25 protein-coding genes are annotated in these 26,572 nt (G+C 57.5%); 15 read left to right on the top strand and 10 right to left on the bottom strand.

The annotated features are described in order from the left end of the window. Nucleotides 1-888 carry a dTDP-4-dehydrorhamnose reductase gene (gene rfbD, locus ACSAGD_RS09895; protein WP_437582566.1) on the bottom strand — a complete coding sequence of 296 codons (888 nt, stop codon included), beginning with the start codon at nucleotides 886-888 and terminating at the stop codon, nucleotides 1-3. A gap of 90 nt (nucleotides 889-978) precedes the next feature. Here rfbD and rfbA point away from each other — a divergent pair, with 90 nt between their 5' ends. The 6 genes from rfbA (at nucleotide 979) to ACSAGD_RS09865 (ending at nucleotide 7,541) form a co-directional block, all read left to right on the top strand. Beyond that, nucleotides 979-1,839, top strand: coding sequence for a glucose-1-phosphate thymidylyltransferase RfbA (rfbA, locus tag ACSAGD_RS09890; protein WP_437582564.1), 861 nt, complete (start codon nucleotides 979-981; stop codon nucleotides 1,837-1,839). 35 nt (nucleotides 1,840-1,874) lie between these two features. Then, entirely contained in the window at nucleotides 1,875-2,966 is a 1,092-nt protein-coding gene (locus tag ACSAGD_RS09885; RefSeq protein WP_437582563.1) for a hypothetical protein, read from the top strand. A gap of 10 nt (nucleotides 2,967-2,976) precedes the next feature. Further along, entirely contained in the window at nucleotides 2,977-3,615 is a 639-nt protein-coding gene (locus ACSAGD_RS09880) for a thymidine kinase (RefSeq protein WP_437582562.1), read from the top strand. A gap of 134 nt (nucleotides 3,616-3,749) precedes the next feature. After that, nucleotides 3,750-5,234, top strand: a complete 1,485-nt coding sequence (locus ACSAGD_RS09875; protein WP_437582561.1) for a sugar transferase — start codon at nucleotides 3,750-3,752, stop codon at nucleotides 5,232-5,234. Beyond that, entirely contained in the window at nucleotides 5,234-6,355 is a 1,122-nt protein-coding gene (locus tag ACSAGD_RS09870) for a glycosyltransferase (protein ID WP_437582560.1), read from the top strand. Before ACSAGD_RS09875 ends, ACSAGD_RS09870 begins: the two co-directional genes overlap by 1 nt. Nucleotides 6,356-6,410: 55 nt before the next feature. Beyond that, nucleotides 6,411-7,541 (top strand): glycosyltransferase, encoded by a 1,131-nt coding sequence (locus ACSAGD_RS09865; RefSeq protein WP_437582559.1) that lies wholly within the window; start codon nucleotides 6,411-6,413, stop codon nucleotides 7,539-7,541. 6 nt (nucleotides 7,542-7,547) lie between these two features. On the opposite strand, the gene ACSAGD_RS09860 is transcribed toward ACSAGD_RS09865, so the two are convergent. Continuing rightward, nucleotides 7,548-8,690: a glycosyltransferase gene (locus ACSAGD_RS09860; protein ID WP_437582558.1), complete on the bottom strand. Its 1,143-nt coding sequence runs from the start codon at nucleotides 8,688-8,690 to the stop codon at nucleotides 7,548-7,550. After that, complete coding sequence (locus tag ACSAGD_RS09855) at nucleotides 8,684-9,706, bottom strand: stealth family protein (protein ID WP_437582557.1); 1,023 nt, start codon at nucleotides 9,704-9,706, stop codon at nucleotides 8,684-8,686. Before ACSAGD_RS09855 ends, ACSAGD_RS09860 begins: the two co-directional genes overlap by 7 nt. A gap of 229 nt (nucleotides 9,707-9,935) precedes the next feature. Between ACSAGD_RS09855 and ACSAGD_RS09850 the strand changes: the two genes are divergently transcribed. Both ACSAGD_RS09850 and ACSAGD_RS09845 read left to right on the top strand, forming a co-directional pair. After that, nucleotides 9,936-11,186 (top strand): polysaccharide pyruvyl transferase family protein, encoded by a 1,251-nt coding sequence (locus tag ACSAGD_RS09850; protein WP_437582556.1) that lies wholly within the window; start codon nucleotides 9,936-9,938, stop codon nucleotides 11,184-11,186. Continuing rightward, on the top strand, nucleotides 11,104-12,636 hold the full coding sequence (locus ACSAGD_RS09845) for a lipopolysaccharide biosynthesis protein (protein ID WP_437582555.1): 1,533 nt from the start codon (nucleotides 11,104-11,106) through the stop codon (nucleotides 12,634-12,636). Before ACSAGD_RS09850 ends, ACSAGD_RS09845 begins: the two co-directional genes overlap by 83 nt. 53 nt (nucleotides 12,637-12,689) lie before the next feature. On the opposite strand, the gene ACSAGD_RS09840 is transcribed toward ACSAGD_RS09845, so the two are convergent. From ACSAGD_RS09840 to ACSAGD_RS09815, 6 genes are all read right to left on the bottom strand, one after another. After that, the gene (locus ACSAGD_RS09840) at nucleotides 12,690-13,961 is read right to left on the bottom strand and encodes an O-antigen ligase family protein (protein WP_437582554.1); all 1,272 of its coding nucleotides are present in this window, start codon (nucleotides 13,959-13,961) and stop codon (nucleotides 12,690-12,692) included. Nucleotides 13,962-14,112: 151 nt separating this feature from the next. Further along, complete coding sequence (locus tag ACSAGD_RS09835) at nucleotides 14,113-15,132, bottom strand: glycosyltransferase (RefSeq protein ID WP_437582553.1); 1,020 nt, start codon at nucleotides 15,130-15,132, stop codon at nucleotides 14,113-14,115. 117 nt (nucleotides 15,133-15,249) lie between these two features. Next, on the bottom strand, nucleotides 15,250-16,044 hold the full coding sequence (locus ACSAGD_RS09830) for a hypothetical protein (protein WP_437585153.1): 795 nt from the start codon (nucleotides 16,042-16,044) through the stop codon (nucleotides 15,250-15,252). 83 nt (nucleotides 16,045-16,127) lie between these two features. After that, nucleotides 16,128-16,412: a PqqD family protein gene (locus tag ACSAGD_RS09825; protein WP_437582552.1), complete on the bottom strand. Its 285-nt coding sequence runs from the start codon at nucleotides 16,410-16,412 to the stop codon at nucleotides 16,128-16,130. 10 nt (nucleotides 16,413-16,422) lie between these two features. Next, nucleotides 16,423-17,001, bottom strand: coding sequence for a hypothetical protein (locus ACSAGD_RS09820; RefSeq protein WP_437582551.1), 579 nt, complete (start codon nucleotides 16,999-17,001; stop codon nucleotides 16,423-16,425). After that, nucleotides 16,998-18,497, bottom strand: a complete 1,500-nt coding sequence (locus ACSAGD_RS09815) for a polysaccharide biosynthesis tyrosine autokinase (RefSeq protein WP_437582549.1) — start codon at nucleotides 18,495-18,497, stop codon at nucleotides 16,998-17,000. Before ACSAGD_RS09815 ends, ACSAGD_RS09820 begins: the two co-directional genes overlap by 4 nt. Before the next feature lie 198 nt (nucleotides 18,498-18,695). On the opposite strand from ACSAGD_RS09815, the gene lepB reads away from it, so the two are divergent. The 6 genes from lepB (at nucleotide 18,696) to ACSAGD_RS09785 (ending at nucleotide 25,259) form a co-directional block, all read left to right on the top strand. After that, complete coding sequence (gene lepB, locus ACSAGD_RS09810) at nucleotides 18,696-19,421, top strand: signal peptidase I (RefSeq protein ID WP_437582548.1); 726 nt, start codon at nucleotides 18,696-18,698, stop codon at nucleotides 19,419-19,421. 146 nt (nucleotides 19,422-19,567) lie between these two features. After that, nucleotides 19,568-20,467, top strand: a complete 900-nt coding sequence (locus ACSAGD_RS09805) for a helix-turn-helix domain-containing protein (RefSeq protein ID WP_437582546.1) — start codon at nucleotides 19,568-19,570, stop codon at nucleotides 20,465-20,467. Nucleotides 20,468-20,618: 151 nt separating this feature from the next. Next, complete coding sequence (locus ACSAGD_RS09800) at nucleotides 20,619-21,239, top strand: hypothetical protein (protein WP_437582545.1); 621 nt, start codon at nucleotides 20,619-20,621, stop codon at nucleotides 21,237-21,239. Between the two features lie 11 nt (nucleotides 21,240-21,250). Further along, on the top strand, nucleotides 21,251-22,288 hold the full coding sequence (locus ACSAGD_RS09795) for a MauE/DoxX family redox-associated membrane protein (RefSeq protein ID WP_437582544.1): 1,038 nt from the start codon (nucleotides 21,251-21,253) through the stop codon (nucleotides 22,286-22,288). Nucleotides 22,289-22,681: 393 nt separating this feature from the next. After that, complete coding sequence (locus ACSAGD_RS09790; protein ID WP_437582543.1) at nucleotides 22,682-23,830, top strand: hypothetical protein; 1,149 nt, start codon at nucleotides 22,682-22,684, stop codon at nucleotides 23,828-23,830. A gap of 106 nt (nucleotides 23,831-23,936) precedes the next feature. Then, a complete protein-coding gene (locus ACSAGD_RS09785) occupies nucleotides 23,937-25,259 on the top strand; it encodes a UDP-glucose dehydrogenase family protein (RefSeq protein ID WP_437582542.1) in 1,323 nt (440 codons plus the stop codon). Here ACSAGD_RS09785 and ACSAGD_RS09780 read toward each other — a convergent pair. Continuing rightward, nucleotides 25,256-25,720: a GtrA family protein gene (locus ACSAGD_RS09780; protein WP_437582541.1), complete on the bottom strand. Its 465-nt coding sequence runs from the start codon at nucleotides 25,718-25,720 to the stop codon at nucleotides 25,256-25,258. The genes ACSAGD_RS09785 and ACSAGD_RS09780 overlap by 4 nt on opposite strands. A gap of 52 nt (nucleotides 25,721-25,772) precedes the next feature. On the opposite strand from ACSAGD_RS09780, the gene ACSAGD_RS09775 reads away from it, so the two are divergent. After that, nucleotides 25,773-26,564, top strand: coding sequence for a glycosyltransferase family 2 protein (locus ACSAGD_RS09775; protein ID WP_437582540.1), 792 nt, complete (start codon nucleotides 25,773-25,775; stop codon nucleotides 26,562-26,564). The last annotated feature ends 8 nt before the right edge of the window (nucleotides 26,565-26,572 follow it).

Raw genomic sequence — 26,572 nt, 5'->3', positions numbered from 1 at the left:
TCAGCCTAGGCTAGCCTGCGCGCCTCGGGTCTGCCCGAGAGCGTCGTCGAATACCCCAGTTCGCGCGGCATCGTGCAGGGCCTCGCGCCAGTGCTGCAGCGGCGACATCCTCTCCCGATGCCACGCCGCATGCCCGAGCACCGAGTTCTGGGGACGCCGCGCAGGGCGTACGAAGTGAGAGCTGTCGGTTGGGCGAATGCGGTCGGGGTCCAAGCCGCACTCCTCGAACACGGCACGAGCGAAGTCGTACCAGGTCGCCTCTCCGCTGTTCGTGCAGTGGTAGACGCCGGGTGCAGCACGTCGGTCGAGCAGAAAGCGTATGCGTGCGGCGACGTCCCGCGCCCACGTCGGCTGACCGCACTGATCGGCGACGACGTCGATCGTCTCTCGTGTCGCGGCCAGCGCGAGCATCGTTGCAGGAAAGCTCCGACCATGCCGCCCATACAGCCAGGCCGTGCGCGCGATGATGCTTCCCTCCGGGTAGATGCTGCGCACGAATCTCTCACCCGCGGCCTTGGAACGACCATAGGCGGATGCCGGATGGAGCGGCGCATCCTCGTCATACGGTGCCGACGCACTCCCGTCGAACACGTAGTCGGTCGAGATCTGCACGAGACGCGCACCGTGCGATTTCGCCGCCTCCGCAAGAAACCGCGGTCCCTCCGCGTTCACTCGAGTGGCGGCATCCTCATCGGTTTCAGCACCATCGACGTCGGTGTATGCCGCGGCGTTGATGATGACGTCGTGCCCGGAGGCCCATCGCCTCACCGCTGATGCGTCAGCGATGTCGAGCTCGTCGTGGCCGGGCGCCGTCACGTCGTGGTGGGAGAGCTGTTCGCACAGTTCCGTGCCGAGCATCCCGCCCGCGCCCGTGATGAGAATCCGCATGAGTCCATCCTCCCCCAAAAGTGAGTACATCTCAGTTTTAACGCTACTTTCAAGGTTAGACTCCCAGCGATCAGAGCAGCGGAGGGCGACATGCGCGGAATCATTCTGGCCGGTGGGTCAGGCACGCGTCTGTGGCCTATCACGCGCGGCATCTCGAAGCAGCTGATGCCCATCTATGACAAGCCGATGATCTACTACCCGATGTCGACGCTCATGATGGCGGGGGTCAGAGAGATCCTGATCATCACGACGCCCGAGCACCGCGCGCAGTTCGAGGCCCTGCTCGGTGACGGCTCGCACCTGGGGCTCGAGCTGCAATACGCTGTGCAGCCCTCACCGGACGGCCTGGCTCAGGCGTTTCTGATCGGCGAGCAGTTCATCGGCGATGACAGTGTCGCTCTCGTGCTCGGAGACAACATCTTTCACGGCACCGGCCTCGGCACCGCTCTGCAGGGCCACAACGCACTGACCGGGGGCCTGATCTTCGCCTACCACGTTGCAAACCCAACGGCCTACGGAGTCGTCGAGTTCGACGAGCACTGCCATGCGGTGAGCATCGAGGAGAAGCCGGCGGTCCCCAAGAGCAACTACGCGGTGCCCGGGCTCTACTTCTATGACAACAGGGTCATCGAAATTGCCCGTTCGGTGACGCCGAGCGCGCGGGGTGAGCTCGAGATCTCGTCAGTCAATCAGCGGTACTTGGATGCCGGTGAGCTACGCGTCGAGATCTTGCAGCGCGGCACCGCGTGGCTCGACACCGGCACCATCGCGTCCATGATGCAGGCCTCCGAATACGTGCGCGTCATCGAGGAGCGGCAAGGTCACAAGATCGGATGCATCGAAGAGATCGCGTGGCGCAACGGTTGGATCGACGACACTCAGCTCGCTGCCTACGCCGAGCGGTACTCGAAGAGCGGCTACGGCGCGTACCTCGCTCAGCTCGAGGTGTAGCGCGGCGCTCGCCGATCACTGGCTATCCTGAGTGCGTGATGAACGCGCAGGGCGACGGTGACCAGATGACGCGCGTGCGAGCTGTGGCGAGCACGACTCGGTTGGTGATTCCCGACGTCCTCCGCGGCGTCGCGATCGTCGCGATGCTCATCGCACACGCGAATCCGTTTCTGCCGCACCTCCCACGCCCGGTCTCGTTTCTCGTGGGCAACATCAACGACCTGGCGTCTCCGCTCTTCGCCCTCGTCATGGGCATCTCTGCGCAGATCGTCTGGAACCGCAGCTCCTCCCGCGGTGTCACGTACCTGCAGCAGATCATCCGCGGCGTCGTCCTCATCGCGCTCGGCGTCTGGATGGGCACGTGGGGGTCGTGGGTGGCGATCATCCTCGCCCACCTGGGCGTGCTGCTCATCGTCGGAGCTGCCCTGGTTGCACTTCGCACGCGCACGCTCGTCGCCGTCACCATCGCCATCGCGATCTTCAGCTCTCCGTTCAACGCATGGGCGAGAACGCAGGTGTGGGTCTATCTGCACGGGGATGCCGTCAGAGACGTTGCCTCATGGGTGGCGGTCGGCGGCCACTATCGTCTGACGAACCTGCTCCCGTTCTTCCTGCTCGGAGCGCTGCTCCTTCGGCACGGTTTTCGACGTGATGCCGTGCTCTGGACGATGCTCGCCGCCGCACCGTTCGCATACCTCGTGCGTCCGCTGGGGGAGCGCCTTGCCGGGTGGCAGCCCTCCGTCTCCGGCTCCTACCCTGACACGCTTCACGATGTCGGCCTCGTGTTCCTCACTTACGTGCTCGTGGTGCTGCTCGCCACGCTTAAGCATGAGACGTGGCGTCGTGTGATCGCCGCCGTCTTCGTGCCGCTGCGCGCGTGTGGACAGGTCGCGCTGAGTCTTTACCTTCTGCACGTCGCGGTCATCGCCGCGTGGAACGTACAGTACGCCCGTCCTTCGGAGAACGTCTATCTGGGGTGGCTCGTCATCGTTCCTGTGATGATCCTCATCGGGTGGGCGTGGTGGCGCTTCATCGGAACAGGACCGGTCGAATGGCTCCTCGGTTTCGTCACGGGGCGCCGCAAATCGCTGTTCCAGCCGCACCGACCGGGTGCGCGCGACCTCTAAACTCGTATCCGTGGCAAAACTGTACTTCCGCTACGGCGCGATGAATTCTGGCAAGAGCACGGCACTCCTCCAAGCGGCGTACAACTACGAAGAGCGCGGGCAGCACGTGCTTCTCTCCAAGCCCTCCGTTGACACGAAAGGCGACCGCCACATCGAGAGCCGGCTCGGTGTCACTCGCGAGGTCGACTACCTCATCACTCCTGACGATGACGTCTATGCGCAGTTCCAGCAGAAGCGTGCGGCACACATCACTGCCATGCAGCAGGACGTCAGCTGTCTCCTCCTCGACGAGGCACAGTTCCTGACCGAAGACCAGGTTGACGGGATGCTCCGAATCGCTCTCCTCGAAGACATTCCCGTCCTCGCTTACGGAATCCGCACTGACTTCCGCACCCGAGCGTTCCCCGGCAGTCGGCGCCTCCTCGAGGTGGCGCACTCGCTCGAAGAGCTGAAGACCATCTGCCGCTGCGGCCGCAAGGCGCTCTTCAACGGTCGACGCGTCGGTGAGCGGTTCATCTTCGACGGCGACCAGGTCGCGATCGACGGCGATGACGTCACCTATGAGTCCCTCTGTGGCGGATGCTATCTCCAAGAATCTGGTGGGATTCTCACCCAGGAATCAGTGCTGGAGAACAGCAGAAAAGATTGACCTGCCGGTGACGCAATAGGGGCCCCAGTCCTGGGGCCAGGAAGGTGTTAGGAAAACCGGTCACCTGTAACCTATTGGAGACGTCATGTGTGCGTTTTCACCTGAATGCGTGCATTGAGGGGAAACGAGGACGGATGCTTCGAACTGCCAATGAGGTGAGCGACAGGCCGGAAGTGTCTGTCGCACGCATTTCTCGGCATTGGTCTGAGATTTACGCGCGTCGCGTCGTCGTTAGCGATGTAGTCATTGTTCTGGCGGTAGTTTTTCTTACTCAAGTCGTCTGGCTTGGTACGGGGACGGAACTCGCAGGGGTAGGCGTCGGATACTGGGGAGTATCGCTTTGTCTTTCGATCGCGTGGATGATCGTCTTGGAAATATATGGCTCGCGTTCGTCACGGATAATTGGAACAGGTACCGAAGAGTACCGAGCAATTCTTGATGCAAGCATTAGGTTGTTTGGGATAACAGCAATTTTCTCATTGTTGTTTCAGATCGAGTTCTCGCGCGGTTACCTGCTTCTTGCATTTCCAATAGGAACTCTCTTGCTTCTGCTTTCTCGGTGGATCTGGAGAGGCTGGATCAGCTCAAAGCGTCGGGAAGGCGAGTTCGTTTCTCGGGCAATCCTGGTGGGCTCACGTTCTGCGTGTGATGCAATTGTGGAGGATCTCAGCCGCCGCGGGGCAACGGATCTGAAGCTTGTCGGAATTTGCCTCACTGGTCGCGACGAAGATGTGCCTGAGGTGAGCGACCTTCGAGAGAGTCGCGGCTTGCCAAACATGAAGACAGCTGGTGATTATGTGCAGTTGATGGACGAGACCGGTGCAGACACACTCGTGATTGCAAGCAACGAGCATCTGTCGCCTGCTGATATCAATGACATTAGCTGGCACCTGACACCTGGGCGCCACCACCTCATTATGGCGCCTAGCCTTACGAATATTGCTGGCCCCCGGTTAAGCGTGCGGCCGGTGGCGGGTCTTCCGCTTATTCATGTTGAGACTCCGCGAATGGAAGCGCGAGAGGTGGTAACGAAGCGATTGTTCGACATCGTTGGGTCCGCTCTATTGCTCATCGTCCTATCGCCGCTCTTCCTGGTACTCGCAATATTAGTTAAGACGTCAAGTCAAGGCCCCGTGTTTTACTCACAAGAGAGAGTCGGTTTGCGCGGGATCCCGTTTCAGATTCGTAAGTTCCGATCAATGCGTCAAGATTCGGACAAGCACCTTGATCTCCTTCTCAAAGCGCAGGGCACGCGCGATCGACCGCTCTTCAAGGTTCAAGATGACCCCCGAGTGACGAGAATCGGGACGTACCTTCGTAAATATTCGCTTGATGAATTGCCGCAACTTCTGAATGTTTTCCGTGGTGAGATGAGTCTTGTCGGCCCCCGACCTCAGCGTGCAGACGAAGTGGCCATGTATGACGCGACCGCAAAGCGACGTTTGATGGTGAAACCGGGGATGAGCGGTCTTTGGCAGGTTAGCGGTCGGTCAAATCTGGATTGGGAAGACGCAATTCGTTTGGACCTCTACTATGTCGAGAATTGGTCTTTGACGAGGGATCTTTCAATACTGCTCAAAACCATACGCGAAGTCGTTTCGCCGACGGGAGCATATTAGTGTCCGGGATTCTCGTTCATGAGTGGATCGAGAAGATCGGAGGCTCTGAGAACGTTCTTGAAGCGCTCGCCGATGTATTCCAAGATGCGGATATTCTCTGTCTCTGGAATAACGCGCCGGAGCGATTTGCAGGACGGTTCGTTCGCGAAAGCGTTCTCGCTCGCACTCCATTGCGAGGTCGAAAAGCAGCGACTCTTCCACTGACCCCTGCGCTATGGCGACAGCAATCCAATCGAGGCTATGACTGGGCACTGGTCAGTTCGCACTCGTTCGCGCATCATGTATCGTTCAAAGGACAAGCACCTGAGTTCGTCAAGCTCGTTTATGTTCATACTCCCGCACGTTATGTGTGGAACCCAGAACTGGATGCTCGAGGCGACAACCCGCTCGTACGGGCGTTTGCTGCGCCGTTGAAGGGCCTCGATCGGAGGCGTGCAAGCGAAGCCGTTTCGATCGCCGCGAACAGCCGCTACGTTGCTCGCAGAATACAGAAAAGCTGGGGGAGAGAATCCATTGTTATCCATCCGCCGGTCGAGGTGAGTGATATAGCTTCCTGTGCGGATTGGGCTGAGGCGATAGAAGATAGTGAGCAGTCCATCGTTGACGCGTTGCCGTCGGAGTTCGTTCTCGGAGCATCACGATTCATCCCGTATAAGCGCCTCGATCTCGCGATTCGCGCTGGTGAATCGTCAGGCTTTCCTGTGGTGATCGCTGGTGCAGGTCCAGACGAGCAGTCCTTGAGAACCCTCGCCGCCAACGCCAGTGTTCCTGTCACTATTGTGACCCGTCCATCCAACGCGTTGCTCCGGACGCTATATCAACGTGCCTTGGTGTTTGTGTTTCCGGCTGTCGAGGATTTTGGAATTATGCCAGTTGAGGCAATGGCGGCTGGAACGCCAGTTGTATGCAGTTCAGCTGGAGGCGTGCCTGAGACAGTGATCGATGGCGAGACCGGTGCACACGTCAGACAGTGGGAGAACAGAGAGCTGGCGAGAGCGGTCGAGGCCGCGTCAAATTTGAGCAGTGGAGTTGTCACCGCACATGCGCGACAGTTTTCACAAGAGCAATTTCGCGCGAACATCATTGAATGGTGGAACGAATTCGCTGGATCCCGTCGATAGAGCGAGGGTACGGGCGTCTGCTGGCGCGAAATAATGGGAGCGTGGACGGTACGACTTGAAGAGTTTGCATGTTTCAGACCTTCTCGACTCGGGCGGCGCGGAGGCCGTGTTTCGCGACACGGTACGTGCGGCGCGTAGCCTGGGTCACGACACGAAGGTCGTCGTCTCCGACGGACGCCGAACACCACTGTCATATTTGTGGTCAATCCGTTGGTTTATGAAGATGCGCCACGTCCTCCGGGATTTTGAACCTGACGTGATTCATGTCCAAAACTATTATCGATTCCTCTCGCCGAGTATTCTTCTTGCGATTCGTGGATATGTGGCGCATCGCCCGAAGACCCTTGTCGTGTTTACCGCTCACGATTACCATCTCGTTTGTCCTAACAGCGGGTTACAGCACTTTCCACGCGGCAGGCGTACGGACTTCTCTCCTATCGGTAGACACATGCCGTTGATCGCGAAGTTCGATGAAAGATCCATCATTCATGGAACGCTGAAGGCATTGCAGCACGTCATTGCCTACCGTGTTCTGAAACTGGATGATGTCTTTGACACCGTGATCTCGCCGAGCGTCACCCTTAGCGAGGTTTTTCGTTCCTATGGCTTAACACGCCCGATTCGGATTGTTCGGAATCCCGTTGACACGTTCGATGTCGCGGGTCGATCGTCGATGTCTGGCAATCTCGTCTATCTGGGTAGGGTCGCGCCGGAGAAGGGCCTCTATTCTTTCGTCGAGCTATTGGAACGCGCTGCAGTGCGCGTGACCATCGACGTGTTCGGGACAGGGAGCGATCTGGCAAAGTTAGAGAACCTGTCGAAAAAACTTGTCTACGTTCGCGTGCTTACGCACGACCCTGTACCTCGCGGCGACCTTCCAGACATTCTTAGAGGATTCCAAGCGATCATTTGCCCTTCAGCTTGGATTGAGAATGCGCCCATCGTCGTCATTGAAGGGATTTCAGCCGGGCTTCCGTGCATTGTGCCTCGCCGAACCGGTGCAGCCGAAATGGCGACGCACGGAACGGTGACATACGAATTCAGCCTGGGCGATCGAGCTTCGACGGTGGCTGCAGTCAAGCGTGCAATCAGCGACAGAAAAACGAATCAGCTGCGGGACCGTTCATTGTTCAGCTTCGATGCATATGTGAGGGAACTTGAGTCTGTCTACGCGCTGAACCGGTAGTGCACGTCATAGGCCAGACCGCCGAGCCTTCTGGTCCAGGACATCGCCATAATGGTGTTCGAGAACTCGTGTGCACTCGCTCACCGTAAACTCGGCTTCGAATCTTCGACGAGCTGCCTTGCCCAGAGTGCGGGCAAGGACGCTGTCCACCAAGACTCTCTCCATGTTAGATGCGAGTGCGGAGACGTCGTGCTCATCGACGAGCAGCCCTTCCCTACCGTTCTCAACGGCTTCGGGAATTCCCGCGTGAGAATACCCGACGATTGGCGTCGCGGAACGTGCTGCTTCAAATACCACGGTCGGCAGCCCTTCTGTGTCTCCGTTGCGTGCCGTGTGTGAGGGGACTGCGAAGACTGCGGCTTCACTTAACCTCGCTGCCACGCGGTCTGGCGTCACGAACCCGAGAAATTCGACGGTACCGCCGAGATGCTTTGCCTGGCTTTCCAACTCGTGCCTCTGCGGACCGTCGCCTATGAGGGTGAGCGGGTGGACGTCGCGAAGATGCTGGGGCAGCAGCGAATACGCTTCTAGGAGTTCCTTCACTCCCTTTTTCTCTACGAACCGCCCAACAAACAAGACCCCTCGCCGAGGATGCTCAGCCGGAGCGGGAGTCCAAGGCACCCCGATAGGGAGCACCTTGATCTTAGAGGCTTCGACGCCAAGCTTTTCGGCTGCGTCTGCGATGTGTGAAGAGACCGCGATCAGTAGATCGGCATCGCGAAGTACGTTCTTGAGCCTGCATCGGTTCCGTATACCGCGCAATCCCTTTCCGCGTGGCCGAGCGGTGACATCAGACCCGTGGAGGGTCACGACGAACGGTAGGTTCAGACGTTTTGCAACGCCGCGAACGCGTGACGCATCGCCGCCGAAGTGGGCGTGTATGAGATCTACCTGAAGCTCTTTCACCGAGCGCACGAGCCGAGGACTCCAATCGAAGACTCTCAGGAATTCTCGACAGAGAACATCCCAGACTCCGCCTTTGAATAGCACAGTGTCATTCGGGCGGGCGACATCAGAGTCGACTCGCTCAGCTCCGAGGGCGATTGGGATCCATGCCTCATAAGTATCGATTTGGCTTCGAATGAACGTTTCGGAACGTGCGAGCCAACCCCACCGCCAGATAAGAACTTTGGGATGCTGCTTCACCATGGCTGCGGGCCTCTTGTCATTTCAAATGAGCTCTGTTCTGGATATCGTTTGTCGAACGCCGAGACAACCTGATCTCGGACATGGGGAAAGTCTTTGACGTTCCCGTCGTTGAGGCAAAATTGCGCGACCTGACCGTGAGTAATCGCCTCGACGACAGACCTAATGTTCGAATCGGCCAAGGAAAAGAATGTTCCGATGCTCCGACGAGAACGTGCAAAATATGCACCCTTCGCGAGGTGCCACATCTGTGCATAGTAAATCGGAGCGATCTCGTTGCGTGAACGGAATACTGTGCGTCGAGCCTGGTCAATCGCTTCGGGCTCCGCCGCGTACGCTTCTTCAACGACTGATTTCAGAAGCGGGATGGCAACGTGCACGTCGCTAACAGGCGGGATACGGGAACTGGCTAGAAAGAGGGGCGTACGCAGAAGTGTCGTGCCAGAAGCAGGTCTTAATGTCCTCTTGACCACTTGACGCAAGTATTGTGTCCGCGAAAAGTTGCGATTAATTAGCCCCGAGGAATGCAACATGGCGTGAGCACGCAAGTCTCCGTCTGCGAGAATTGTCGGAACGTTCACACCGTACGGTAGCCCATTTCGGAAATAGAATGACTTCTCAACTGGAGCCCCGAGGAAGAAGTCGTCGTTGAAGTACACGTACTTCTCCGTGAGGCCATCGATTCTGTGCAGTTGAGACTCGATTGATCGCGAGCTGAACGTGTTGACGTCGTTTCCCTTGAGTTCTCGACCGTCGACAACATTTAGCTTCGAATGAGTCGTGTCGAGCCATTCGGGCAACCGCGTGTCTGTGACCAGATGGATACGGTGCACCCAGGGCGCACATTCGTCAACAGCACGAAACCAGTATCGGAGAAGGCCCCAGTCACGGTACCTCACGTCTGAGCCATCGCTGAACTGAGACTCGGGTTCGCCAGCAGCGATTGCGCGTTGACGTTGCCAATCCTTGTCCGAGTCATTCACCCATGTGATGACGAAATCTATATCGTCTGACGTCATGGACCGTCACCGTTGCTCATCACTGAATGATTGTATCGGGCGTGACTCTCGCAGAGGAGAATCATGCGCACAACTGGCCAGGCGGCGAAGCCCGGTTATCACCGTGTACTCTTGGCGCCCGTGGGCGTCTTGTCGTATGCGGTCATGAGACTAATCTGGCTACGATAGGAGAGATGGTTGCGACCATCTCGCGTAGACCGACCGACTGAGAGGCTGTGGTGAGACTCCAGTGTCGAGTACGAGCCTACGAATTGTAATTACCAATGGCGTGATTTCTAATACAGGAGATGCCGCAATCCTTGCGGGCATTCGCGCTGCTCTAATCGACTGTGGTGTCACGGACACATCGTCGATAACAGTTCTTGATTCGAACGCACGTAGAACCCGTCGACGTTATCCAGATTGGAACGTTGTCCAGCAGACGACGGTGGCGCCTCCGCGCCACATGATGAAATTTTCACGCGGCATGTCATTACTCAGACGTTGGTTCGCTGCGAGAATCGTCAAGAACGGGCGGCTCTCGCTTGCGCTCTTGCGCGTTTGGCCATTCTCGATTCTCGGAGCCTCGCAGGCACTCGCGGCAATACAGGATGCGGATATCGTGGTGAGCACCGGAGGTACGTATCTCGTGGATCATTACGACTTTCGATTCCGCGCCATTGAGCTGGAGTTGGCACGTAGATTTAACAAGCCAGTGTGGCTCTGGACTCAGTCGGTGGGGCCTTTTGAGGCGGAACGGTCAAGGGCTTCCGCACGGCGAATCATCGACGTTACGACGTCCGCATTTTTTCGAGATGAGGTGTCCAAACGATCCTGGCTCAATATCGGGGGCAATGCCTCGCACTCTCACGTTGCTGCGGACGCCGCGTTTGCTTTGCCTCTTGCTCGGAGCGGGCCTTCTTCAAAAGGACCGGTGCTCATCTCAGTTCGAGACTGGCAACGGTCAGGAGCGACCGGGCAGCGATTTTCATTCACGAGCTACCGATCCTCGATGCGCGCAGTTGCGGGTTACTGCGTGGCTCAGGGGGTCCCAGTCAGAGCGATATCTACGTGTCAGGGGCTTCCTGGATACGTCGATGATTCAACGGTTGCGCACGACTTCTTCGACGATCTGGGAGAAGTTGAAGTCGATGGCAAGTTTCATACCCCCGAAGAACTGACCACGCAGTTGTCGACTGCGCGAGCTGTTGTGACCACACGGATGCACCTCGCGATCCTTGCTCTCAGCGTAGGAATTCCGACTGTAGCGATTGCATATGAGTTTAAAACCATAGAGCTCTTCCAATCCCTGGGACTCGGTCAATTCGTGTTTCCAATAGAGGAGATGGACTCTGAGAAGATCATCGAAAAGGTCAGGGTTCTGCTCACACACCCGGGTTCCGCGCGTCTGAAAGACGATGCGCTGGAAACCGTCCGCGCCTCAGCTCGATTGCCGGCGCTCGCGCTTCTCGAACACGTCAAAGTCCGCGATGAGTCATAGCTACGCAAGCAGCCCAGTTTCTTCGGGCGCCCAAAGCATCAAGTGGAACGCGGTCGCACTCGCTGGACGCCAAGCAATTGTCATCCTCTTCTCTCTTATCTTGGCGAGAATTCTCGGACCCTCAAGCTATGGTGTTGTCGCGCAGGCGACGGTGTACATCACATTCACAACAATGCTGCTTGATCAGGGCATCAGCGCGGCACTTCTGAGCCGAGACAGCGTCGATCGCCATTTGCTTGGTGCCTCGAGCACGTTGAATATCGGGCTGGCTATCGTCTTAGCAGCGATCACGTGGCCGCTCGCGCTGCCTGTGGCTTCGATGCTCAAGACGCCCGAGCTCGTGATGGTCCTGCCCGTTCTAGCAGCCGGTTTGCTTTTCAAAGGTGTGCAGCTGGTTCCGAGGCTACTGCTCGTCCGGCGATTCAATTTCAAGCCGCTTGCATATATCGAGATCTCGACTGCAGCAATAGGTGGGATTGCAGGGGTGGTTAGCGCGGTACTCGGGGCAGACTACTGGGCCATTGTTGTGCAATTGCTGGTTACAGATTTACTGCTGGCAGTCGGGCTGGTGGTGACTGCTCGCCCCCCGCGTCCAAACTTCAAACTGGGGCGGGTCATCACGCTATTGGGGTTCAGCATAAAAGTGTTCGTCGGCAATATGTTGAGCTTTGGGTCACGAAATATGGACACGCTGTTGCTCGCTCGATTTGCAGGAGAGACAGCAGTCGGACACTATTCACTCGCCTATCGGGTGCTCCTTATGCCAGTTCAGTTGGTAGGGCAGTCTGTGACTCGGGTGCTCTTTCCATTGATATCGAAGCATCGCGGTACTCCGGTGTACGTCTCTGGGCTGCTCCTCAAAGCTTCTCAGTCCATAGCAGCAGTGACCTTTCCGATGATGGCGCTGATCGCCGTGGCCAGTCACGATGCAGTCATATTGTTTCTCGGGACCGCTTGGGCCCCAGCGGTCCCCGTCATCATCGTGCTGGCGTTCACAGGAGCTCGTCAATCCATTACCGTCCTCAACTCTCCGACGATGCTGGGTTTTGGCAGACCCGGTATGCAGCTTTGGTTCACAGCGCTGGCGGCCGTCATGCAAGTCGGCGGAATGATCGCAGGTTTGGCCTGGGGTGCACTGGGGGTTGCCGTAGGGTACACCATTGGCGGTATCCTCATGATGCCAGTGATCTTCGCAATCCAGAGGCACCTCGCTGGATCATCGTTCGCTAGTCAGATCAAAGTACTCGGCGCCCCTCTGAACGCCGCTTTGTGGGCTAGCGCCACCTATGGCCTGCTGTATCTGTTCGATATTCCGATGATCGTCCGGCTTTGCCTAGGCCTCGTCCTATTCGCTGGAGCCTACTTTGCCGTTCTCAGGTTGGTGCATGGTCGCACTTTCACGAATATCTTGACGAATGCTCGTGAGATCATGATCACCCGCAAAGGCTAGTCAATCGAGTGCGTTCTTGCGTGTCTGAGCTGCCAAACCGTACGTGCCCCTGGCTAGGTTTTGTGAGGTTGGACCGACTTGGTTTCTAGCTCCTCGTAACTCGAACTCTGGCTGGAGGAATCAGGATGAAGGTTCAACGCGAAGATGGAAACGGTGAGGAAGAGCATACTTCGCCAGCTGAAGATGTCGTACGAGAATGCACCGATTGAGATCGCAACAATCAGTGCCCTGGTTACGGCTGGGCCGCGAACCAGTGCGACGAAGCTCGCCGCTGCCCAAAGTGCAATTCCCACCGCGCCCAGTCCCGCCATGGTGCGCACGAATTCGTTGTCAGTGACGGGAACTCCGGGTGCTCCTTGGATCGTGCCGTCAAGGAGCATCTGAGGAACTGCGTCGTACCCATGCCCGAACAGAACATTGAGGGGAGCCTGAACAAAGAGCGGAAGGAATGATTCGCTCACGAGCCGTCGGTGAGTAACGGACCGGCTTGTCTCAAGGTCGCCATCGAACCCGAGCCAGTCCAAGGCAACCATCTGGCTTCCGGCGGCCAAGATGATGACCACGAATGCCACCGCGAAAATTCCCCACAGCCGACTGCGACGCGACAGGGCTGCGATGATTGCCGCGCCGATCAACATGAGAAGACCGGTTCGCGTTCCGCTGAGGAATATCGTGAATAGACCTGCGCCGGCGAGCAAAAGCCAAGCGGGGTTCCAGCTTCTGAGGAAGAACCAGGCAGCGAGTATCGTCAATATTGCCACGACCTCGCCCAGGGTAATCGCCCATCCCAAAGAGCCCATTGCTCTGCCGCCGAGACCTTCCCAGAGGTTGTTGCTGCCATCCACGAAGTAGGTGACACCGTCACGTCGTGGCCAGAGGGCCGGAAGACTGAAGAACCTTTCACCGACGGCGACGGTGAACTCGACAACGATAGTGACTGCAGTTGTCGCCTTGAGCGCGCCAACAGCTTCCTCTCCGAGCTCAAATATTGTGCCAGCGGTAAGACACAGGACAACTCCGGTTACAGCGTAAATGCCTAGGTCCTCCAGCTGATTTACTGCGAGCATTGACCGCATTGACATCCAGAGGACAAAGCCTGCAAGCGCCAAAGGAGGAATGGGAACTCGTCGAGTCCGCATGATCAGTACGACGTGCGCGATGAGCACGAGGAGAAGTGCGATGGTGGTCTGACGCACTTCGCTATGAACGAGAAGGAATGTGAGTAGCGTAGCGGTCACAGTATTCCGGCGAACACTTTTCGCAGGAGAGAAGATCGCAAAAATCGCAAGCACTGTGTAGATGACGACCGCGGCTACTGCACCCACAAGTGCCCGCCTCTCGCTCGGATCACTGACCTACCTGGCAATTCTATCCGTCATATCAATGGACCGATTGGGTGACATTCTTCTGCGCAAACTGGTCATATGCATTTGGCTGCCGGACTCGGTCTGATCTTTTGCACTTTATGGCACTCTGTCAGCGATGTGCCGAAGCGTGCTCGTTCAAAATCGCGGCCACCGTTTGATGATGCCACCGGCCAGCGCGCTCCTCTATGGTACTGACTCCCGCGAAGCACTCGACCTCAAAATCATTCTCGTTCAGATTGAGCGCTTCGTCGATCATGCGAATTGCGCCAGCCACGTCACCCACAGCAAACGTTCTCACTCCCTGGTTGGTCGGCGAAAGATAGGTCATCAGCCCGACACGAGTCGCTATGACGAATGCGCCGCGAGAGAGTGCTTCCTGCGCAGTCAGACATGCGGCTTCCGTCAGCGAAGGTATGACGAATATGTCGCCGGGCTTAATCCACTCTGACGTGCGGCGCCCATCAACAAGCCAAGGTGCAAGGTCACGTCGAAGCCCGTCAGCGTATCGTCTGTTACCGGCGAATCCGCTTCCCAGAGCGACCTGGCAAGATGTTCCGGTCTCGGAGATCGCGGCGAATATGGGCGCTAGATGGTGGAGCCCTTTCTCATGATCCGGGCGTCCGTAGGATTTGACCTTACCTGTACGCCTTATACCCTGAGTTTGGTGCTCGACAGCTGTGCTGAGCGGCGCGTACAGGCTGAGCCAGCTTGGAACCATGGCACTCTTGCACAGTCGCAACAACCCGGGTTCCACAACGATCGACTTGTCAAACCGGCGCACAAAGTAGGAAGTCGCTGCCATGTAGGAAAACTTTGACGGGTAGTTGTGAATGATCGACACGGTGGTTATAGATTTGCCAGCGCGTCGTAGTTTTCGCGCGGTAGAGAGGACATTAGGCATTGCAGAGTTAGCGTTGGAGACGAGGACATGCACGTCGTCGTGAGAACGGGCGATGTACTCGTCTGAGGTGTCAAACGAGGCGATAGCATCGGGGATCGTAATCTTAGACTGGCCGGCGCGAGGCATGACCAGTGATGTGGGTGCCTGACTTTGCGTCAGCTCTAGGAGATGTTCTAAGACGACCTGTCCGCCTCCGCGTTCATTCTTTGAATCAAAGAACGTGATCATTCCACGTGCCTCCATAACGCGACGCGATGACACGAGCTCGACTTTTTCGACAGAAGCTCCAGTCTCGCTCAGTGATACGAATTGATCGGGTGGGTTGGTCCGAGGCAGCCATACGAATCATGATCGAACAACCACGGCCCTTATTGCTCGGGCAAATCTCTGCACGTAGAACTTCACCCTCGCAGATAATGAGGTATCGCCGCCGAGAAACTTCACGACTTCGGCGCGGCCTGGAAAGAGAGCCGCTTTGATAAGTCTCGGGCGCTCCGACCACGGCGCTTCGCGGATCGCATACAACCATGCAGCTGTCGACCCGCTTTCGTGAGAACCGACGTATCGATTCCACAAGCTCATCTGGTTAGCATCATGCTCGTATTCCGGGAGTTCGATCCCGAGAGATTGTGCAAAGGCTCCCACCACCTCGACGGAGCGCGTTTCGCGGAGTAAACGAGAAAACGCTTGACGTTGATGCGGTGCTGCGTCACCGCTCAGACTGGTGGATATCTCCTCAAGCTCTGCCCTGTGCCGAGAAGAGCGCGGGTATCGCAGGCAATGCAGAGCCCCGATGAGCGCACTTCCGCTGTAATCGGGCATCCAAGCCGGCTGCCCCGCAATCACGCAGGTCTGCCGCGTGGCCCAGATGGATTCAAAACATACTTCAGGTGCTTCAAACGCACCGGGAAAGTACCAGTGGACATCAATATCGCACGGCCATTTCTGGTGTATCAATGTGCGCGAATGATCAACGAGAATTCGAGCCACGTCGTACTCGAACCTCTCGCGCCAGCCGTATGCGCGAAGCGCGTTTGTAAACGCGTCGAGATCACCTGGGGCAACCCAGATATCGGCATCCGCGTACGTTCGTTCTCGCCTGAGGCCATGGTGGGCGAGAGTAAAACCCTTGATCGACATCACACGGAGACCGTGCGTTCGCGCAACGTATGACGCGAGTGCGTGTGCAAGCTGCACGGCGTCCTGTTGTGAAAGTATGTGACTCATGAGGCTTCCACTTGAACGAGAAGCGAGGCTGCTACGAGAGAATCAAGAAAGCTTGAAATCTCGTCAACGACAGTCGCACTCGACGCATCGAAGTCGGAATAAATCGATTCCACAAGAGAATCTAGAGTCTGCGTGGTTGAAAGACGGTCCCAGATATCACGGGCAGTACCCTCTAGAACGACGGGAACCTGAGATGCAGGGTCGCCGAGTGCCAAGATAAGAACGGAATGTGGCTTTTCGACGATGGCTATCGCTGGACTCCGGGAAAAGTGCGCTGTCACGGGCTCATCACTACTTCATGGATGCTGCTATCGACCTGCAGACTTCATTAATCTGACAAGCCACGCGTGCGTGTACTGCTGCGGTCTGCCGGTAGGGGTCTTCGACGTCGTCAACGTGGGTGAGCTTCACAGTCGAGCGGATATCGCTGAGACGACGAACCAGAAGTCGTACATCAGCCGGATCCGTGACCCCGTAACAGCCTTTGCTGTTCAGCAGCCTGCTGAACTCAGTGAGAGTAAAGGTCTTTCTGAGTTCCCGAGGATGCAGCGAGACAAGTTGGTCGCGTTGCGTGCGCGTCATCGTGAGAATCAGGTCGGCATCAGACGCAATTTGGGCGGTCAGCTGACGCGCGACGTGCTCGTCAGGTGCGCCCCCCAGAAGCCGAGACTGTTCGGCGGCGAACTCATCCATCGCGGCGCCCGAGACAGCGCGGATTCCTGCGCTCTCTACGTACTCCCATATCGACTTCGAGAGCTGCTCGCGTAAGAGTTGTGCGGCAAGCGGCGAACGGCAGATGTTTCCTTCACAGACGGTAAGGAGTGTGACAGGTCTGTCTGATGTCACTTGAGACGGCCAAATATCAATCATCCGTTGTTACCCACGAGCGGCCGTGATCGACGAGTAGCCGCCCGGCGCCCGGTGTCGTGCTCACGTCGCGACGAATGCGCAGGTTCCTCGTTACTTGAGTAGGTACGGTACGAATACCCATACCCGTAATACGCCGAGTTAGGACCCTTCAGAGGCATCCTATTCAAGATTATCCCAAGCGGCTTGACGCCGACACGCTCGACGTTTTGCAGCGCCTTGCTCATCGCATCTGTCGTGGTCTTCCCCGCGCTGGCAACAAGAATGATCCCGTCAGTCTTGGCGGCCAAGATAGCTGAATCGGTCACCGGTATCAGCGGCGGCGCATCGATGAGCACGATTGCTGCTTGACCGAGTTCGGACAAGATCTTCTCCATCGATTTTGAGCCCAAAAGCTCGCTGGGGTTCGGCGGGTGCTTTCCCGCGCCCATCACCAGCAGATTGCCTGCAGAGCCCCAGGGCTGGAGTACGTCGGTCAGCTCAGCGTTCCCAGCAAGAACGTCGGTGAGACCCACACTTTCGACGAGACCGAAGGTCTTCGCTACTGTTGGGCGACGCAGGTCTGCGTCAACCACAATGACACGCTCACCTGACGCAGCGATTGCAAGCGCAAGGTTTGCTGTAATCGTAGACTTCCCGTCTCCAGGGAGAGGGCTCGAGACCACCATGACTCGCGGAGGTGCGTCGACATTCATATATTGCAGATTGGTGCGTAACTCTCGCATGGCCTCGCCAAGCGCGCTCTGACTTCGACTGACGTTCATCGCTTCAGCTGCAGACGTCTCCCCAAGGCGCTCAACAGTTTCAAACGCACGATCGACGGGAACCGCACCAATAACAGGGACATCAAACTCCCGCTCGACTTGTTCAGCAGTGCGGAGACGGCGGTCAAGGATGCTCTTGAGTAGCGCATATATGATTCCGACGAAGAGCCCGGCTAAGAGACCAACCACAAGCGACAGCTTCACGTTCGGGAATGTGGGAGACGTTGGAAGTGACGCTGACTCCGTGACGCGGAGCACCAGCACAGGTGCGACTGTGTCGGGTGCATCATCCGTGATACCGGCCTGTCTCTCGCCCTCTTTGGCGAGGCCATTGAGCCAGGCAGTTGCAAGATCGCGCGCAGCCTCCGGGGTGTTCGCCGTGGCAACGACGCGTATAACTGGAGTATCAAGTGGGTTGTCGACGGTAATCCGGCCGACAAGCGCTTCGGCACTGGTGTTCAGACCAAGGTCATCGATTGCGAACTCGGCAACCGAGCGAGTTCTCGCCCACTCCATATATGACTTCACCTTGGACTTCGCCAGATTTTCGTACATCAGCGAGGTGCTCGCATCGGTACTCACTTCGGAAGACGTGACCGTTCCAGTTGCGTCCGCAGAATATATCTTTGGCTGGATCAACGTCCACCCGTACGCGATCAACACGCCAAGCAACGTTGCTATGACAATGACGATCCAATGCGCGCGGAAAGTACGAATAAGCTGGGTAAGTTCCACGGGGGCCTTTCGAACATCATGCGAAGTCTGCATGACATCCTATGGCACGCCTAGACGATTGGGCAGTAGGAGTCACCTATTTGGGTCGAGTGCGACTCGGTTCGTCGAGTGTCCATCTAGGGTGTGTGTGGGAGCACGGCACGACTATTGTGTCGGATTGACCGTTGTTGAGCCCGCGGCAAGACAGGGGATTCCAATATGACCGGGTCGGCACCTGGGCCAGCGCCCTCGGGTGTGAGTAGTGGCGTGCAACGAGTTAGTCGTTCGTTCTGGTTCAATCTCATCACGGCTTTCGTAGTGCTCGCGCTCATACAAGGGTTTGTGGTGAAGCTCTACTATGTGCCGTCTGAATCTATGGAAGGCACACTGCACATCGGTGACCGTGTACTTGTCAGCCGACTCTCTTACATTGGATCTGCACCAACAACACAGGACATCATTGTTTTCAACGCGTCCGACGCCTGGGATGATGAAGCGAATCTTCCGAAGAACCCGTTGCAATTGGCCATCGAATGGCTGGGAGGCGTGGTGGGAATAGGCCCCAGTCTCAACCACACGTTGGTTAAACGAGTAATCGCAGGGCCGGGGCAGTCAGTGTCATGTTGTGGCGATAATGGCGAGATGATGGTCGATGGCAAACCTCTCGCGGAGCCGTATGTCGTCAACGATTTCGAATTTATACCGGGGGAATTGGATTGCTCGACTACACCGATCTCACGACGGTGCGTTAAGGAATTCACGGTTCCAGATGATGAGTACGTAGTTCTCGGCGACAATAGGACACGATCATCAGATTCCCTCTTTCTCTGTCGAGGTCTTCAGGAACTAGGGTCGTGCGTTCGGACCGTAAAGCGCTCCGACATCGTCGGCAAGCTGTTCATCACCCTCCTACCCACGTCAGATTTCGGGCGGCCAGATTCGTAGCGGGACTGTACTCCCACGCGCGAAACGTGAATGGGAGACTGCTTTCCCGGCTTTCTCCACACCCTCGGCCGAACTCGCTAGATTGATCCCCAGGCAGCCGGGATGCGAATTACCAATCGAACATTGGGCGAAAGGTTTAAGTACTAATGGCGATCGAAACCACATATGTGGGCGCGGCGGGTTTGAAGAGTCTCTCTGCGTACGGCTTTATCTCACCAGCACCTCGAGCATTCTTTTGGAGCTCATATCGGTGGGAATTCGGGGATGTAACGGTCATAAAGGCCTCGGCTCGCGCATTTGAGATCAAGGGACCGACGAAACTCGCGATGGATGACGTTGGGATCGTCTTTGTCGATTCCGGTCAGATCTTACTTCGAGATGAACAGCCTAAGAGCGTAACTGCGGGCGAAAGTCTTGTAGTACCTCTCCGGTATAGGTACCGGATCTCCGTTACGGCAGAGAGTTCATATTTTCTGGTCAGGTTCCCAATGCATCTACTCGATGGGATGCTTCCGGATAAACCGGACGCCCCTATCCACGTGGATCACAAGCGAGTACTTGCGCGGGCGGCTCACGCCTTTGTGCGTCAGGTCTCCGCTGTTGAAAATTCAGCAACCACAGCCGTTGAGGCGTACGCCGTTGGGCAACTTCTCGTTGAAATGGCGGGCGGTATTCTACTTGATACCCTCGCTGATTTTAACGGCGAGCCGACAGGTGACGGATCGATTCGAGACCGAGCGAGAGCCATCATCGCTCAGAGTTACTCGGATCCGATGTTGTCTTCTCAAGTCGTAGCAGTCGAAACGCAGATATCCCTAAGGCGTCTCCAGTCGGCATTCTCCGAGGCGAATACGACAGTGAGCGATGTGATCCAATCTCACCGAGTTGATGCTGCTTCTGCCATGCTCACGTCGCATCGCTACAACATCTTAAGCCTGGAGGAGATTGCTCACAGAGCAGGATTCACCTCGAACGTAACGATGAGAAGGGCATTCAACCGACTCGGACGCCCGAACCCTTCCGATTTGCGAAAGGGGGTCACATAACCACCCGCATTACCCGCAAAAGGGGGGCATACGAGGACAATTTGCGTCGCGAAGCGACCTGATTGCGCACAAATCTGAGAGATGTCTGGCAAAGGCGCGCTCCAATAACTACTTTCGTACGCAGTGACTTTTGCGCTATCGAAAGGACGACATGACTGAAGTTAAGGGACGCAACGAGAACGGTCTCTCGCGTCGAACAATGGTTAAGGGGGCCGCATGGTCAGTTCCCGTTATCGCTGTAGCGGCCGCTACGCCAATGGCATCGGCATCAACAGCTGACCAGTTCGATGTCCAGGTGACAGGTACATGTGAAGGTGACTTCCGCGCCGCCGGTCTTGCAAGCAACATTCTTAATGCCCTAACCGGAGTTCTGGGTCTGGACCCTGCCACTCGTAGTTTCACTGTCACCGCTGCAGAAGGCACGATCCCGGCTGGTACTCAGTTCACACTTACTGACGGCGGTCTCGTCAACGTCAACGCATTGAGCGTAACCGGCGCAATCGGCCTCGACGCGCTAAACATCATCCGCGTTGGCAACACGGCCACAATTACCCTTGAGCAGGATCTCGCGGAGGGCCAGTCCTTCGCGCTCGATCTCCTGGGCGCGCTCGCTGATATCCGCGTCGCTAGCGACATGACGCTCGCTCTTGCAGGCACGGACAACCCAAGCACGGCGCCGGGAGCTGCTAATAGCGCTGAGGTTTCGACAGCCCTTGGAACGTCCGTAAATGTACTGGGCATCGTCGACGTTGCACTTCAGGTTTGTGGCTAAGCTTCATAAATATGAGTATTACTGTTCCGGCCGATGCGTTTCTCTTCGCATCGGCCGGAATTGTTAGTTTCGTGCTTCTGGCCTCGGCTATATCGAAATTTCTGGCGCCAGCACGAGCGCGACACGCGATTGAGAACTTTGGCTTCCAGCCTGCGCTAGCCCGCGCAGGGCAATATGGGCTTCCGATTGCGGAGTTATTACTCGCGGTCTCTCTAACATTCACTGTCGGGTTGATTCGTGCAATCGCCGCGACGGTATCTGTTGGGATGTTCCTAACTTTTGCGCTTCTCATCTGGCGTGAAGTGCGACGGGGCCGAAGCTTTGACTGCGGATGCTTCGGGGCTTTTTCGAAGTCGCCGATTGATGGATTCACGGTTCTGAGAAACGTAGCCTTTGCCGCGCTCAGCGCGACGACACTATTCAACCCGCTAGACAGCAGCACACTTGCCGCGGCGCTTGTTGGCTCAAACTCAGCTCCGACGTGGGGATGCATATCGTTTGTCGTTGGAGTATTCGCAATTGCAGGTCTGATAGTTAATCAGCGACGGCATGTGCGAACTCTGCGTGTGATGCTGAATGCACGGGAAGGCTCTCAATACTTATCGGATCTGGCGGCGCAAGAGAACGACTCAATTCCTGGCGTTGAGATTGTCTCGCGGGACGGGCTCGTTTGGAATCTGAAGGATTTTGCGTCGAACCGCGCCGTATTGGTCTTCTTTATTAAATCCGGATGCGGAGGTTGCGCATTCGTTGCTGAGAGATGGGCTGATTGGAAGAATCAACTCGGCCGCAGCGTCACCCTCGTCGCCGTGACCTCTTCGCGAGCGTCTGACGTGCAGCAACTTTATCCAGATTTGCACGAAGACTCATACTATGGCGCGCTGGCGGCGCGTCGCGCGTTGGGTATCCACATTGTGCCCTCTGCTGTGTTACTTGGGCAGAATGGACTCGTTGCTACCAAGGTTGCTGAAGGCAAGCAACAGATAGCCGCTCTCGTGGCGGGGACGGCTGATGCTGTTGCGGCAGCTAATTCGACACCCGATCGTTGACGCTCTCGACGAAAGGTTGCTCACGAATAGCTTGACTAGGCAAGCGGGATTAGATTTAGCTTGTGCGAGCTGGAAATCGAGAGCGTATGTGGCAAACACTATGCAGGTGGCGCGTCGCTGCTAGGCGTGACATGGCGTAGCTGACGCTTCCTGAGACTGATTCTGCAATCCCAAGTAATGCCTCGCAGGGCGGAATGCGCGAGTACAGAACACAGAAGCCGTTAGGTCGGAGACTGAGGTTTGTGAGGTTGCCGGGCGTATGACGACTCGCGTGGTGATTGCGCACATTGAGTATTGCGCAAAAGGTCAGCACTGCTGGGGGTGCGAGTGAGAGCAGTACCAGCACTACACTCATAAGATTACTTTACGACGTCGGTGGGAAGGAGGCTCTCTGTGGCAGAGCTCAATGCCAGAGCGCGCAAGATTGATCTTGATGTCCTCGGTTCGACCATTCGACTCGAATTTCTGAATGACGAACCACAGGAGCACTTCGAACGGCTCGTCGATGCATGGTCTGGTGCAACAGTTGCGCGGGGCGGGCCGGACTCAACAATGACAGTCGGCACAAACGCATCGAACGCGCAAGAGTATGACGTTTACGGTGCAGACTATGACGCGGTCGCTATGGCATCGTCGACGAAGGTCACGTTGCAGGGCATCGAGCGCGCTCGTGGGGAACATCTGATGCTTCATGCTGCTGGTGTGTCGTTGCAGGATGGGCGTGTTGCCGCGTTTGTCGCGCCGTCTGGCGGAGGAAAGACAACGCTCGCGTCACACTTGGGAAAGCATTATGGGTATGTCTCGGATGAAACGATTGCGATCGACCGAGATTTGCGCGTGTACCCATACCGTAAGCCTCTTTCAATCATCGAGAATCCCGAGAAGAAGTGGAAGAAGACCCAAACCTCGCCGGATGCACTGGGTTTGTGCTCGTTGCCGGAAATGCCGTTGAATCTCGCGGCGATCGTGCTGTTCGAGCGTGACGATGAGCATAGCGGGGAGCCTGTGATCGGATCTGTTGCACTCCCTGATGCGATTGAAGATCTTTCCGGGCAGATCAGTTACTTCGGAGACATCCCTGACTCGGTCTGTATGTTGGCCGACATCGTCGAGAAGACCGGTGGTATTCGTACGCTGAGGTATGGGGAGGCCGAAGGAGTAGCTGCCGTTCTCGCGGATCTGCTTACGATTACCCAGCCGGAAACTGGCTGGAACGATGCCAGTGGCCGGGCATCGGCGCGCCCAGACGAGGGCGAGTACGTTCGCCGAGAAGACGTAGTGGCGGTGGAGACCGCGGGAAGCATCATCACGACGAGCGATAAAACGCTCCGTGTACTCTCGGGCCTGTCTCCCACGATCTGGAGTGAGGTTGAGTCGGGCGCGTCTCTTGAACAGATTGAGGAAGCATTGATCGCGCAGTTTGGGGCACCCGAGGGCGTTAATACGAGGCTGGTCACCCAACAAGCGGTGGACACGCTTCTTGTCGAGGGGCTTATTCGCTTGCACCGCAATGAGCCGGTCGAGGTTGAATCGCCGTTGTAATTGTGAACTTGGATTAACCCCTGCGTGCGCGTCCCTCGAACGTGGTGCATTCTCGAGTGCGCACATACGTCATTCGCGCAGGAGTGCCCGATAGGCTGAACTCATCATGAAAATTTCGGTCATCGGCTGTGGCTATTTGGGTGCCGTTCATGCAGCGGCAATGGCATCTGTTGGACACGACGTCATCGGGGTTGATCTGGACAGCGCAAAGATTAACGCGCTCTCCGCTGGTCGCTCGCCGATCTATGAGCCGGGGTTGCCAGAGCTTCTGACGGCGGGCATTGAGACGGGCAGATTGAAGTTCAGCACAGATTTGGCTGATGCTCGTGATGCGCATATTCATTTCATTGCTGTTGGAACGCCGCAGCTGCAGAACGCTGGCGGAGCAGATCTGGCGTATGTGGACTCTGCAATCACGAGTCTTCTCGCTCACCTGTCTGACGGTGACGTCGTTGTCGGTAAGTCGACGGTGCCTGTCGGCACCGCCGAAACATTCCGAGAGGCCGTCGAGGCCCGCGGGGCTCGCCTCGTGTGGAACCCGGAGTTTCTTCGCGAGGGCTTTGCCGTCAAGGACACAATCGAGCCAGATCGGCTCGTGTACGGCGTGGCCGACGGAGACACGACGTCTGTTGAGAAGCTCAACGAGGTGTACGCGACGGCGATCGAGGCAGGCAGCCCCGTCATCGTCAGCGACTTTGCCACGGCCGAGCTGGTGAAGGTGGCGGCGAACGCGTTTCTCGCGACGAAGATCTCATTCATCAACGCGATGGCCGAGATCGCGGAAGTCACGGGAGCCGACGTTACAAAGCTGGCTGATGCAATCGGGCACGACAAGCGCATCGGGCGCAAGTTTTTGAACGCCGGTGTCGGCTTCGGAGGCGGCTGCCTGCCGAAGGACATTCGTGCGTTCACCGCGCGTGCAGAGGAGCTGGGCCGCGGAGAGTCGGTGGCCTTCTTGAAGGAGGTCGACGCGATTAACCTGCGCCGCCGGGAGCGAGTGGTTGAGCTGGTCACCGAGGAACTCGGCGGCAGCGTTTTCCAAAAGAAAGTCGCCGTTCTCGGCCTCGCGTTCAAGCCCAACAGTGACGATGTGCGGGACTCGCCCGCGCTTGATGTCGCCGTGCGGCTGAACGGGCTCGGCGCGAACGTCGTTGCGACAGACCCGCAGGCGATGAAGAACGCGCGCCAGCTGCATCCTCAACTCGTCTACGGTCCAACGGATGAGGCGCTCGCCGATGCGGATGCCGTTGTCGTGGTCACCGAATGGCCGGAATACAAAGACCTCGACCCGGCAGCGGTGCATCGCGTTGTTCGCACCCCGATCGTCGTCGACGCGCGCAATTGCCTGGATGCTGACTCCTGGGCGGCCGCCGGGTGGGAGTACGCCGGGCTGGGCCGACAGGTGAAGAACGGCCGCGAGGCGACTTAGCGGTTGTCGGCATCGGGCTCGACGACGACTGTGCGGCTGGGGCGGACTCCGCGGAAGACCACGAAGTGGTAGAGCAGAAAGCGAAGCGCGACCACGACGCCGATGCTGAACAGATTGATCATGTTCACCACGACGGGGCCGGAATCGGGGAACGCCCACAGCCCGGCACCGACGATGCCGGCGCCGAGCATCGTGCAGATGCCATTGACGATGAGAAACAGCGTGATTTCGAGCATCCGCCCGTGTTTGCCGCGGTTCTTGAACGTCCACTCGCGATTGCCGAAGTAGGCGTTCACAAGTGCGATGAGCGAGGCGAAGATCTTTGCCCAGACACCGTCGACGTGCAACCCGTAGAGGAGAATATTGAACGCCGCGATCTCGATCAGGGTCGAGATGGCCCCGACCGTCAGGAATCGGGAACTCAGCCCGATGAGGCGGCGGAGGCGCGAGTGATGTGTCATGGCTCGACTACGCTACTACTAGTTAAGATCATGCTGATGACAGGGAGAGTTTGTGCCGCGCAGACACGTTGCCATCGTTATGCCGGCGTATAACGAATCTGACGGCCTCGAGGGGTTCCTCACCGAAATCGTGACCCACGTTTCCCCGGTCGTCGAGAAGCTCTCGATCGTCGTCGTCAACGACCGCTCGACAGACGAGACCGCCGATCTGCTTGCCCGCCTGGGCGAGACGATGCCCGAGTTGATCGGCATCACATCGCTGCGCAACCGAGGCCACGGGCCCACAGCATTGGCCGCGTATCGTGCCGGTCTCGAGCTCGACCCCGACGTGATTCTGCACGTTGACGGTGACGGACAGTTTCTGCCCGCAGACTTCCCGCGGCTGCTCGCGGCGCACGAACAGCGTGGCATCGACGTGCTGCATGGCGTACGCCGCGGGCGCACAGACCCCTGGTATCGCAAAGCCATCACGTTTGTGGTGGGGTCTGTCGTCGCGCTCGTCGCCGGTTCACGCGTGCCCGATGTGAACACGCCTCTGCGCATCTACCGGCCCGAGGCACTGCGCTTTCTTCTGGAGCTCGTTCCGTCGACAGCGAGTGTTCCCCACGTGCACTTCTCGCTCGCAGAGAAGCGCAGTGGAATGAAAATCGCATATGCGCGAGTCACGAGCATTCCCCGGCGCGGTGATTCTGCGCACGGAACGATGTGGGGAGCGCAACGTACGACTCCGCTGCTGCCCCCCAAGCGTCTGCGCTCGTTCATCGCAGGCGCCGCGCGCGAGGTCTGGGCCGTGAGCCTGCGCCCCGGAGCCCCGGCTCGCCGCGGGGGAGCGTTCTCGTCATGACCAGCCTC

This window comes from Paramicrobacterium salitolerans (assembly GCF_051513965.1).
Taxonomy (GTDB): Bacteria; Actinomycetota; Actinomycetes; order Actinomycetales; family Microbacteriaceae; genus Paramicrobacterium.
Note: the sequence above shows the minus strand (reverse complement) of the source record. Positions and strands in the feature narration are given on the sequence as shown.

Excerpts from the sequence above, each read along its gene's own strand:
- rfbD (WP_437582566.1), bottom strand. The coding sequence starts at position 888 with ATGCGGATTCTCATCACGGGCGCGGGCGGGATGCTCGGCACGGAACTG.
- rfbA (WP_437582564.1), top strand. The coding sequence starts at position 979 with ATGCGCGGAATCATTCTGGCCGGTGGGTCAGGCACGCGTCTGTGGCCT.
- ACSAGD_RS09875 (WP_437582561.1), top strand. The coding sequence starts at position 3,750 with ATGCTTCGAACTGCCAATGAGGTGAGCGACAGGCCGGAAGTGTCTGTC.
- ACSAGD_RS09860 (WP_437582558.1), bottom strand. The coding sequence starts at position 8,690 with ATGGTGAAGCAGCATCCCAAAGTTCTTATCTGGCGGTGGGGTTGGCTC.
- ACSAGD_RS09855 (WP_437582557.1), bottom strand. The coding sequence starts at position 9,706 with ATGACGTCAGACGATATAGATTTCGTCATCACATGGGTGAATGACTCG.
- ACSAGD_RS09845 (WP_437582555.1), top strand. The coding sequence starts at position 11,104 with ATGCGCTGGAAACCGTCCGCGCCTCAGCTCGATTGCCGGCGCTCGCGC.
- ACSAGD_RS09835 (WP_437582553.1), bottom strand. The coding sequence starts at position 15,132 with ATGATCACGTTCTTTGATTCAAAGAATGAACGCGGAGGCGGACAGGTC.
- ACSAGD_RS09830 (WP_437585153.1), bottom strand. The coding sequence starts at position 16,044 with ATGTCGATCAAGGGTTTTACTCTCGCCCACCATGGCCTCAGGCGAGAA.
- ACSAGD_RS09820 (WP_437582551.1), bottom strand. The coding sequence starts at position 17,001 with ATGATTGATATTTGGCCGTCTCAAGTGACATCAGACAGACCTGTCACA.
- lepB (WP_437582548.1), top strand. The coding sequence starts at position 18,696 with ATGACCGGGTCGGCACCTGGGCCAGCGCCCTCGGGTGTGAGTAGTGGC.
- ACSAGD_RS09805 (WP_437582546.1), top strand. The coding sequence starts at position 19,568 with ATGGCGATCGAAACCACATATGTGGGCGCGGCGGGTTTGAAGAGTCTC.
- ACSAGD_RS09800 (WP_437582545.1), top strand. The coding sequence starts at position 20,619 with ATGACTGAAGTTAAGGGACGCAACGAGAACGGTCTCTCGCGTCGAACA.
- ACSAGD_RS09795 (WP_437582544.1), top strand. The coding sequence starts at position 21,251 with ATGAGTATTACTGTTCCGGCCGATGCGTTTCTCTTCGCATCGGCCGGA.
- ACSAGD_RS09785 (WP_437582542.1), top strand. The coding sequence starts at position 23,937 with ATGAAAATTTCGGTCATCGGCTGTGGCTATTTGGGTGCCGTTCATGCA.
- ACSAGD_RS09780 (WP_437582541.1), bottom strand. The coding sequence starts at position 25,720 with ATGACACATCACTCGCGCCTCCGCCGCCTCATCGGGCTGAGTTCCCGA.